The 10700-nt window shown below is 59.5% G+C and carries 7 protein-coding genes and 1 pseudogene; 4 read left to right on the top strand and 4 right to left on the bottom strand.

Annotated elements, in window-relative coordinates; genetic code table 11:
- Together F8N62_RS07070 and F8N62_RS07065 are read right to left on the bottom strand one after the other, a co-directional pair.
- A pseudogene (locus tag F8N62_RS07070) lies at positions 1–592 on the bottom strand (FAH family protein); the annotation flags it as partial.
- 150 nt (positions 593–742) lie between these two features.
- On the bottom strand, positions 743–2065 hold the full coding sequence (locus F8N62_RS07065) for an MFS transporter (protein ID WP_150710267.1): 1323 nt from the start codon (positions 2063–2065) through the stop codon (positions 743–745).
- A gap of 196 nt (positions 2066–2261) precedes the next feature.
- Between F8N62_RS07065 and F8N62_RS07060 the strand changes: the two genes are divergently transcribed.
- Together F8N62_RS07060 and F8N62_RS07055 are read left to right on the top strand one after the other, a co-directional pair.
- On the top strand, positions 2262–3998 hold the full coding sequence (locus F8N62_RS07060) for an IlvD/Edd family dehydratase (RefSeq protein ID WP_150710266.1): 1737 nt from the start codon (positions 2262–2264) through the stop codon (positions 3996–3998).
- Positions 3999–4177: 179 nt separating this feature from the next.
- Positions 4178–4897 (top strand): FadR/GntR family transcriptional regulator, encoded by a 720-nt coding sequence (locus tag F8N62_RS07055; protein ID WP_150710265.1) that lies wholly within the window; start codon positions 4178–4180, stop codon positions 4895–4897.
- A gap of 273 nt (positions 4898–5170) precedes the next feature.
- Here the strand turns inward: F8N62_RS07055 and F8N62_RS07050 are convergent, their stop codons facing one another.
- Positions 5171–7546, bottom strand: coding sequence for an efflux RND transporter permease subunit (locus tag F8N62_RS07050; RefSeq protein WP_150710264.1), 2376 nt, complete (start codon positions 7544–7546; stop codon positions 5171–5173).
- 22 nt (positions 7547–7568) lie between these two features.
- Positions 7569–8624 carry a WD40/YVTN/BNR-like repeat-containing protein gene (locus tag F8N62_RS07045; RefSeq protein ID WP_150710263.1) on the bottom strand — a complete coding sequence of 352 codons (1056 nt, stop codon included), beginning with the start codon at positions 8622–8624 and terminating at the stop codon, positions 7569–7571.
- A gap of 1111 nt (positions 8625–9735) precedes the next feature.
- Here F8N62_RS07045 and F8N62_RS07035 point away from each other — a divergent pair.
- Both F8N62_RS07035 and F8N62_RS31755 read left to right on the top strand, forming a co-directional pair.
- Positions 9736–10065 (top strand): DUF6124 family protein, encoded by a 330-nt coding sequence (locus tag F8N62_RS07035; RefSeq protein WP_150710261.1) that lies wholly within the window; start codon positions 9736–9738, stop codon positions 10063–10065.
- Between the two features lie 161 nt (positions 10066–10226).
- Positions 10227–10529 carry a transposase gene (locus F8N62_RS31755; protein ID WP_224791342.1) on the top strand — a complete coding sequence of 101 codons (303 nt, stop codon included), beginning with the start codon at positions 10227–10229 and terminating at the stop codon, positions 10527–10529.
- Positions 10530–10700: the final 171 nt, after the last annotated feature.

Here is a 10700-nt window from a genome sequence, read left to right as displayed (position 1 = left end):
CCATCACATGGTCGGAGAACTCGTTGCCCACCGCGAACCCGAGGCGATAGGGTTTGCCGTCGTGGCCAATAACGTAGAGCCCGCTGAGCTCGGGCTCTTCACCGGCGTCTTCGGCAAAAGGTGGCAGCGGAAACGGCTGGCCGGGACGGACGACGATGCTGCCATCACCTTTATAGAACCATTCCGGCTGCACACCGGCCTGCCCTGCCGCCGGTTTGCCGCCCTCCACGCCCCATTTGAAGATGCGCATGGTGTCGGTCATCGCTGTTTCATCGCCGGCCTGCTGGTGCATCTTGTCCCGCGCCGAAGCGCTGCCCAAATGGGTCAGGCCGGTGCCGCTGACCAGCATGTGCGCCGGGTCCGGGTGATCCAGCGGCGGCAGGATGCGCAGTGTGGCGAGCAGTTCTGCGTAGTCGTGGCTGACGCCCAGGCCGAGGGCATTCACTTGTTGCTCAAGATTGACCCCGGCTTCAATCGCCCCCAGCGCCAGATCGCGCACCGTGCGAGCGTCTTGTACTTCGCGGACCAGATCGTCCTCGACCACGCCAACACGGCGCTCGCCGTTAATCAATTCGAATTGCACCAAACGCATGATTTTTCTCCTGTAAAGAATCTCGAAGTTGGCTATGCCCACTGTGGGAGCGAGCTTGCTCGCGATAGCGGTATCACATCCAACATCAATGTTGACTGAACCGGCGCCATCGCGAGCAAGCTCGCTCCCACAGTTGAATGGGGGAAATTCTCAAGTGCGGGTCGCGCCCCGGGCGCTGGCGGCGAACTGGTCTGCCGGCAACACATGCTTGCGCTCCAGCACGCGGTAAACCAAGCCCGTCAGAATCAAGCCGAAGACCATGACGCCAGACAGGAAATACAACCCCGACGCCAGATTCCCCGTGTATTCCTTCAACGCTCCGATCACGAACGGCCCGATATAGCCGCCGAGGTTGCCCACCGAGTTGATCAATGCGATCCCTGCGGCAGCACTGGCGCCGGCGAAGAATCGGCCTGGCAAGGTCCAGAACACCGCCGTGCAGGAAAACAGCGCAAACGCCACCAGACACAACGCCGCCAGTTGCAGCACCGGCACCGTCAGCCAGGCACTCATGAACAGACCGATGGCACCCAACACATACAACACCGCCAGATGGCCGTAGCGATCATTCAAACGGTCGGAACTGCGCGGAATGATCAGCAAACCGATGATCCCGAAAATGTACGGCACCGACGATACGAAGCCGGTCACCAGGTCAGTGCCACCAAACTGTTTAATCAGGGTCGGCAGCCACAGGCCCAGGCCATAAATGCTCAAGGTCACCGGCAGGTAGAACAGCGCCAGCAGCAACACGCGTTTGTCCTTGAGGGCGTGCAGCGGATTGCCGTGACGGGTCTGGCCGTATTCTTCCAGGTCCTTTTTCAGCTCGCCGGCCAGCCAGTCCTTTTCCGGCTGATCCATCCACTTCACCTGTTGCGGGCCATCAGGCAGCCAACGCAGTACCGGCCAGGTCAACAGGATCGCCGGGGTGCCGATGACGATGAACAGCCACTGCCAGCCATGCAGTCCAAGAATGCCGTCCATGCCGAGCAGACCGCCAGACACCGGGCCGGTGATCAGCATGGCAATGGGTTGCGAGAGGATGAACAGGCCGAGGATCTTGCCGCGATGGCGCACCGGGAACCACTGGGTGATGTAGTACAGAACGCCCGGAAAGAACCCGGCTTCGGCGGCGCCGAGCAGAAAGCGCATCACGTAGAAACTGTGCGGCCCTTGAACGAAGGCCATGCCAATGGTGATGGCGCCCCAGGTGAGCATGATCCGCGCGAACCAGCGCCGCGCGCCGAAGCGTTCCAGCATCAGGTTGCTGGGGATTTCCAGGAGGAAATAGCCAATGAAAAACAGCCCGGCACCCAGCCCGTAGGCGGCATCGCCGATGCCGATGTCGGCCCCCATGTGCAGCTTGGCGAAACCTACGGCGGAGCGATCCACATAGGCGATCAGGTACAGCAGGATCAGGAAGGGAATCAGTTTCAGCGTGATGCGACGGATAAGCCGCAGTTCCTGGCTCATGAGATCGGTCTCCGATTGTTGTTGTTATAGAACCTCGGGGGACGCCTCTCGCCAAAAAATCTGCCAGGGCCATCCCTCCGTTGACGGCGACTATATAGTAATACTATTTACTCAAGCAACACTTCCAAATAGGGCAATTTGCGCTTATGTTACGCCTCAGCTCGAACAATATAGTCATACAATAAGAGAACCGATCATGTCTGATAAGAAACCCACCCTGCGCTCCGCCCAATGGTTTGGCACGGCCGACAAAAACGGCTTCATGTACCGCAGCTGGATGAAGAATCAGGGCATCGCCGACCACCAGTTTCATGGCAAGCCGATCATCGGCATCTGCAACACCTGGTCGGAACTGACCCCGTGCAACGCGCATTTCCGCCAGATTGCGGATCATGTCAAACGCGGCGTGATCGAAGCCGGGGGTTTCCCGGTGGAATTCCCGGTGTTCTCCAACGGCGAATCGAACCTGCGCCCAACCGCCATGTTTACCCGCAACCTGACCAGCATGGATGTCGAAGAAGCGATTCGCGGCAACCCGATTGACGGCGTGGTGCTGCTGACCGGTTGCGACAAAACCACCCCGGCGTTGCTGATGGGCGCGGCCAGTTGCGACGTGCCGGCCATCGTCGTCACTGGCGGGCCGATGCTCAACGGCAAGCACAAGGGACAGGACATCGGCTCCGGCACCGTGGTCTGGCAGCTCAGTGAACAAGTCAAAGCCGGCACCATCACCCTCGACGATTTCCTCGCTGCCGAGGGCGGCATGTCCCGCTCGGCCGGCACCTGCAACACCATGGGCACCGCGTCGACCATGGCCTGCATGGCCGAAGCCCTCGGCACTTCCCTGCCCCACAACGCGGCCATTCCGGCAGTGGATGCACGTCGTTATGTGTTGGCCCATATGTCCGGCATGCGCGCAGTGGAGATGGTTCGCGAAGACCTGAAGCTGTCGAAGATCCTGACCAAGGAAGCCTTCGAAAACGCCATTCGCGTCAACGCCGCCATCGGCGGTTCGACTAACGCGGTGATCCACCTGAAAGCGATTGCCGGGCGTATCGGCGTGGAACTGGACCTGGACGACTGGACCCGCATCGGTCGCGGCATGCCGACCATCGTCGACCTGCAACCGTCCGGGCGCTTCCTGATGGAAGAGTTTTACTACGCCGGCGGCCTGCCGGCGGTGCTGCGTCGCCTCGGCGAAGCCAACCTGATTCCGAATCCGAACGCCTTGACCGTCAACGGCAAGACCCTCGGCGAGAACACCAAGGACGCGCCGATCTACGGTCAGGACGAAGTGATCCGCACCCTTGACAACCCGATTCGCGCCGACGGTGGCATCTGTGTGCTGCGCGGCAATCTGGCGCCATTGGGTGCGGTGCTCAAACCTTCCGCCGCCACGGCTGAACTGATGCAGCATCGCGGGCGCGCGGTGGTGTTCGAGAACTTCGACATGTACAAGGCGCGGATCAACGATCCCGAGCTGGACGTCGATGCCAACTCGATTCTGGTGATGAAGAACTGCGGGCCGAAGGGTTATCCGGGCATGGCCGAAGTCGGCAACATGGGCTTGCCGGCGAAACTGCTGGCCCAGGGCGTGACGGACATGGTGCGCATTTCCGATGCGCGCATGAGCGGCACCGCCTACGGTACGGTGGTCTTGCACGTGGCACCGGAAGCGGCGGCCGGCGGACCTTTGGCGGCGGTGAAAGAAGGCGACTGGATCGAGCTCGATTGCGCCAGTGGGCGTTTGCACCTGGACATTCCCGACGCCGAACTCGCAGCGCGCATGGCCGACCTGCAACCGCCGCAACAGATGATCCTCGGCGGCTATCGCCAGCTGTACATCGACCATGTGCTGCAGGCGGATCAGGGCTGTGACTTTGACTTCCTGGTGGGTTGCCGCGGGGCCGAAGTGCCGCGCCACTCTCATTAAGAGCAAAAGATCGCAGCCTTCGGCAGCTCCTACGAACCGGTACGACGCACAACTTGCGCTGCACTCGGTCGATGTAGGAGCTGCCGGAGGCTGCGATCTTTGCAAGGGCTGGATCACCCGCTGCCCGCGCCTGCTATCATGCGTGGCACCTCTCATCGCACAGGATCGCGCCGTTCCCCATGGATTACCGCAAACCCTCCGACCGCAAAAGCATGCATTCGCGCATCGTCCAGGAACTGGGCATGCAGATCGTCTCGGGGCGCTTCAAGCCGGACGACAAACTGCCCGCCGAAGCGCTGTTGTGCGAGGAATACGCGGTCAGCCGCCCGGTACTGCGCGAAGCTACGCGGGTGCTGGTTGCCAAAGGCCTGGTGTATTCCCGACCGCGGGTTGGCACGGTGGTCAAGCAGCGCAAGGAATGGCACATGCTGGACCCGGACGTGCTGCACTGGCTGATGCAAAGCAGCCCGCAGAATCAATTCTTCGATTTGCTGACCAGCGTGCGCAGCATCATCGAACCGGCCGCCGCCGCCCTGGCTGCACAGTTCGCCACGGACGCGGACATCGCCTCCATCGGCGAAGCCTACCAACGCATGGAAGCCGCGCCGAACCCGGAAGCGCTGTTGCAACCGGACCTGGATTTTCACAGCCGCATCGCCGATGCGACCCACAACGACCTGCTGGCAAACCTGTGCAACATGTTGTCGGTGGCGATTGCCGAAGCGTTGAAACACTCCAACCAGCGGCCAAACCTGCATGAACTGGCATTGCCACGGCACAAGGCAATCCTCACCGCCATCGAAAACCGCGACGCGCTGGGTGCGCGGCATGCGACGCTGGTTCAGCTGGACGATGCGCGTAGTGCGTTGAACGTGGTGCTCGGAACTGATTTGTCTTAAAGCCAAGTCAAAAGATCGCAGCCTTCGGCAGCTCCTACATTTGATTGTGCTCACCTGTAGGAGCTGCCGAAGGCTGCGATCTTTTGATTGTGCACGCCTGTAGGAGCTGCCGAAGGCTGCGATCTTTTGATTGTGCACGCCTGTAGGAGCTGCCGAAGGCTGCGATCTTTTGATTGTGCACGCCTGTAGGAGCTGCCGAAGGCTGCGATCTTTTGATCCTCAAACAAAAAAGCCGCAACCCTTGGGTTGCGGCTTTTCTATTTCAGCCTGGTATCAATGAGCAAACAGCGAATTGCCCTTCTGCCCCGCCATTTTCTCCGGCTTGATCAGGAATCGCGCCAGCGCCGGCAGTAGCCACAGAGCGCCGAACATGTTCCAGAGCAGCATGAAGGTCAGCATCAGGCCCATGTCGGCCTGGAACTTGATGGCCGAGAAGATCCAGGTGCACACGCCAATCGCCAGGCACAGGCCAGTGAACAGCACGGCTTTACCAGTGGATTTCAACGTCTGGTAATAGGCTTCCTGCAACGGCAGGCCGGCACGCAGGAAACTTTCCAGTCGGCTATAAATGTAGATCCCGTAATCCACACCAATCCCCACGCCCAGCGCCACCACCGGCAAGGTCGCGACTTTCACGCCGATGCCCATGAAGGCCATGAGGGCGTTGCCGAGTACCGACGTCAACACCAGCGGCAGCACGATGCACAAGGTCGCCGCCCAGGAACGGAAGGTGATCATGCACATGGTCGCGACGCAGATGTAGACCAGAATAAGGATGGTCAGCTCGGATTCCTTGATCACCTCGTTGGTCGCTGCCTCGATACCGGCGTTACCGGCGGCGAGGATGAATTCCAGGCCGTCCTTGTTATTCTCCTTGGCGAATTCCTGCACCGCATGCACCGCTCGATCCAGCGTTGCCGCCTTGTGATCGTTGAGGAACACCAGCACCGGTGCCAGCGAGCAACTGTTGTTGTACAGACCATCGGCGCGGGCGATGGAGTTGTTCAGCACATCAGGGTTGCGCGACAGGGTTTCCCATTTCAGGTTGCCCTCGTTCATGCCCTTGATCATTTGTTTGGACACGGTCACCAGCGAGATCGCCGACTGCACGCCCTCGGTGTTCTGCATCTTCCACATCAGTTCGTCGATGGGCGCCATGGCTTCGTAGCGCGAGCAACCTTCGGACTTGGTCTTGACCATCACCACCAACACATCGGAACTGGTGGAGTAGTTGCTGATGATGAAGTTGTTGTCCTTGTTGTAACGCGAGTCCGGGCGCAGCTCTGGAGCACCCTGGTCGAGGTCGCCGATCTTCAGGTTCTGGCTGTACCAGAGGCCACCACCGAAGGCCAGCAAGGCCAGCACTATCGACACCGGCGCGACTTTCGGACTGGCAAAATTCGACAGCAGGCGCCAGAACGGGTGCTCGCGGTGCGCGTCTTTCTTGCTGCGTTCGACTGCACGCTTACTGATGCCGACATAGGAAATCGCCACCGGCAACAGGATCAGGTTGGTGAAGACGATCACGGCCACGCCGATGGACGCACCAATCGCCAGCTCGCGGATTACGCCGATGTCGATGATCAGCAGCGTGATGAACCCCACCGCATCCGCGAGGATCGCGATCATCCCCGGCAGGAACAATTGGCGGAAGGTGCGTCGCGCAGCGGTCAGGGCGTTGTCGGCCTCGCTGGATTGCAGGGCGATGCCGTTGATCTTTTGCACGCCGTGGGAAATACCGATGGCGAAGATCAGGAACGGCACCAGCATCGAATACGGATCAAGCCCGAAGCCGAAGAAGTGCATCAGACCGAGTTGCCAGATCACCGCCACCAGCGTCGTGCTCAACACCGCCACGGTGCTGCGCATGCAGTTGGTGAACCAGTACAACAGGATCAGGGTGATGACGAAGGCAATCCCGAAGAACATCACCACCATCACCAGACCATCGATCAGGTCGCCGACCTTCTTGGCGAAACCGACGATGTGGATCTGGACGTTGGGATTCTGTTTTTCAAACTTGTCGCGAATCTTGTCTTCCAGCTCGTGGGAGAATTTGCGGTAATCCAGGGCGAGCAACGTGCCCTGATCCTGCGGGTCCGGGTAGGACTCCAGCAGCGGGATATCGACGATGCTCGACTTGAAATCGTTCGCCACCAGCCGCCCGACCTGCCCGGACTTGAGCACGTTGTTGCGCAGCAGGTCGAGGCTTTGCTGGGAGCCGTTGTAACTCTGCGGGATGACTTCACCACCGGCGAAACCCTCCTCCGTCACTTCGGTCCAGCGAACGCTGGGGCTCCACAACGACTTGAGGCCGGAACGGTCAACGCCGGAGATGTAGAACACCTCGTCGTTGATCTGGCGCAGCGTCTCCATGTATTCCTTGGAGAAGATGTCGCCGTCGGTGGCTTCAACCGAAATGCGCACCGTGTTGCCCAGGTTCGCCAGATCGTTGCGGTGCTCCATCATCTTTTGAATGAACGGATGCTCGAGCGGGATCATTTTTTCGAAACTGGTGGACGGCCGGATCAGCGTCGCCTGCCAGAACAGGAAAATGCTGACCAGCAGGCAGATCACGATTACTGCCGGGCGGTTGTTGAAAATCAGGCGTTCGAGAAACGTCGCCTTGTCCTGGTGATGACTTGTCATGGATGTCATAGCTCCGCCCTTCTTATTTTTTGTCCAGCTCTGAGCCGGTTGGCGAAGTAGCGCGAACGCCGCCCTGTCCTGCCAGAATCAGATTACCGTTACCTGCTGCTGTCACTGCCGAGACGGAAATGCGGTCCGCGCGGTTGAATACGCTGAAGGTTTCGCCGTTGTCAGTGCTGCGAATCACCGAACCGCCGTTGCCAACGATCACGATCGACCCGTCGTCGAGCAAGGTCGCGCCGGACAGACCGAACTCCAGGGCACCGCGGGTGGCTTTCAACTCGACCGGCTCCCAGGTGGTACCGAAATCGGTGGAGCGAAACAGATTGCCGCGCAAACCGTAGGCCAGCAGTGTGTTGGCTTCAGCGGTGCCGATCGCGCCGAACAGCGAGCCCTGGTATGGGCCTTCGAGTTTTTCCCAGGTCTGACCCCAGTCGGCGGAACGGAACATGCTGCCTTGCTCGCCGACGACGAACAGCCCGGCGTCCTTGACGGCCGCAATGCCGTTGAGGTGGTACTGGTCTTCGTTGTCCAGGCGATCGCTGACGTCTTCCCAGTGCTTGCCGCCGTCGGTGGTGGCGAACAGTGCGCCGTAAGCGCCCACGGCAAAGCCGCTGTTGACGTCCTGGAACCAGACATCCAGCAGCGGCGATTCGCGTTTCAGGTCTTCATATTGTTTGGTCCAGCTGACGCCGCCGTCCTCGCTGGCGAGGATCTGTGCGTCGTGGCCGACGGCCCAGCCGTGCTTGTCGTCGGCAAAATAGACCGAAGTCAGCAATTGCCGGGTGGGCACCTTGGCCTGGGTCCAGGTCGCGCCCTGGTCATCGGAATACAGAATGTGCCCGCGATCACCGACCGCCACCAGACGCTTGCCGGCGTGGACGACGTCGAGCATCAGGCTTTTGCTGGCCTTGGCCGATTCAACGGAATAAACAACGTCGGATGCCGGCGCCGCAGCGGCCAGCACAGGTGCCGACAACACGGCACAGCCCAACAGCGAGAGCGCTGTGGCCAGCAACGCGATTTTGCGCAGTGCCGGCGGGCGGCAGGTACCCACACCCATGACAGGCTCACTCATAGACCTTCCCCCATTATTATTGTTAGGTCGTTCAACCTTTCAGGGCGCCGTAAGGGGTGTTCACTGTGATTGAACGGTTTAGAGCATAGTCCTGAAACCCGCAATCCAGAGCCCCTTCGGAAGCTGGCTTATCCTATCGGGGTTTGGAAAGGTCTGACAATCGACGCCACGTTATGTTTTGTTAACCTGGGGGGGATGGGGGTTTTCTGAATGATGGGGTATTAGGTGGGGTGATTTGTTTGGTTTGGTGTACATATCCGTTTCTGCTGTAACGGCTGCTGTTGGTTTCGCCCTTACGGCGAGTCACTTTGAAAAGCGCAAAGTAACCCAACGCTCTTGCCCCACCACTCGGCACCTCGCTTGGGCTCGGTGTGCCCGAACGAAGGCATTGCTCCGCGGGTCGCCGCGAAGGGCCATCCCTGGCCCAGCGCGGCTAAACCGGCATCCATGCCGGTTTCCCCGCTGCGCAATGCCTGCGTTCGGCCAGCGTGGTTTAACGGGGCGCTCAGGATCAAGATCAAGATCAAGATCAAGATCGCGGCGGCCTGCGGGCCGACCGTGGCTTCACGCGGGCGCGCTTCGCTGGTTTGAGCGCACATGTTTTCTGGATTTGCACCGTTTCCCCTGTGGGAGCGAGCCTGCTCGCGAAAGCTGATTCACATTCAACATGAATGTTGGCTGACACGACGCCTTCGCGAGCAGGCTCGCTCCCACAGGGTTTTGGGTAAATCTGGGAGGGTGCGTCGATTCGCTGGCCTGCACACAGCCACCGTCTGTAGGGCAAATCCACGACTACATTGCCTTGCGCCTTTGCCTACAACTACGCCAGAATCCGCCGGCCTGTGTGCCTTGGCTCTGGTATCTAATGTCTGCGCATCGCTGCCATTCAGCGATCGGGTTTAGCGACCCGACAAGGTATAAGCGCAATCATGCGCCATTTTCAATTGCAGCCCGCTTCAGGTTTGTGGTTGTCGATATGGTAGCTGTGCGCGGGAGACCCTCGGGTCTGCCGGGTCTTATACCTCCCGGTTCGCTAACCTGCGTGCAGCTGCCACCCTAACTTGTTTAGCGACAGGTTCCGGTGGTTCCATCAGGTATACGGAGCTTAAAAATGCCAAAAGCAACCCCCAACCCTCCAGAAACAACCCCCCAAACCGATCCCGTCGATCCCGCTTCCGACCTGGGTTTCGATCCCTGCGATCTTAAAACCTCATCCCCCCACACCCCCACCACAATGTATTCAATCACCCCAGGTATCGACACCGAAACCCTGTTGGCGAGCGCCTGTGAGTCGCTGGCGTCGGCGAGTGTGATGGCGTGTGATTTTGCGGTGTTTGTGAGCGGGCCGCAGCGCAGGATGTTATTGGGGATTCAGCAGCTCATCATGCTCGCCGACCTGGCAGTGAATCGGGCGCTGGATAACATCGATCCGCGGGAGTAGGCGCTGAACCCTGTGGGAGCGAGCTTGCTCGCGATAGCGGTGTGTCAGCCAACATCATTGCTGGATGATAAATCGCCATCGCGAGCAAGCTGAACTGGCCTAATGATTTTGGACACTTCAATCGGGCGTTATGATGGCGCCCAAATCTGAGGTGTTTGAATATGCGTAAATCTTATTCCAGTGAGTTCAAGCTCAAGGCTGCCAGCATGGTGCTGGACGAGGGCCAGTCAGTTCCCGAAGTCTGTGCCAGTCTGGATATCGGCCCTACCGCCTTGCGCCGTTGGGTCGATCAGGTTCGCAAAGAGCGCCTGGGTTCGACCCCGCAGGGCGCTAAGGCGATTACCGCGGATCAGCGAGAGATTCAGCAGCTTAAGGCGTTGCTCAGGCAGAAAGACCTGGATATTGAAATCCTAAAAAAGGCCAGTGCTCTCCTGCTTTTGGACTCCAAAGATCATTTTCGCTGATCAACGAGCTGGACGAGCAGTACGGCGTTAACAATTGCTGTCGGGCGTTTGGAGTCAACCGCAGCAGCTTTTATGCCTGGCGTCAGCGCCAAGGTAAGGTGAAGCCTGAGCGGGAGAAACTTAAAGCCGTGCTAGTCGAGCATCACAAGGAATCCAGAGCGTCGGCTGGGT

Source organism: Pseudomonas fluorescens (genome assembly GCF_902497785.1).
In the GTDB taxonomy this organism is placed as follows: domain Bacteria; phylum Pseudomonadota; class Gammaproteobacteria; order Pseudomonadales; family Pseudomonadaceae; genus Aquipseudomonas; species Aquipseudomonas fluorescens_BO.
The sequence above is the reverse complement of the archived record's forward strand: the minus strand, read 5'-3'. Positions and strand labels throughout refer to the sequence as shown.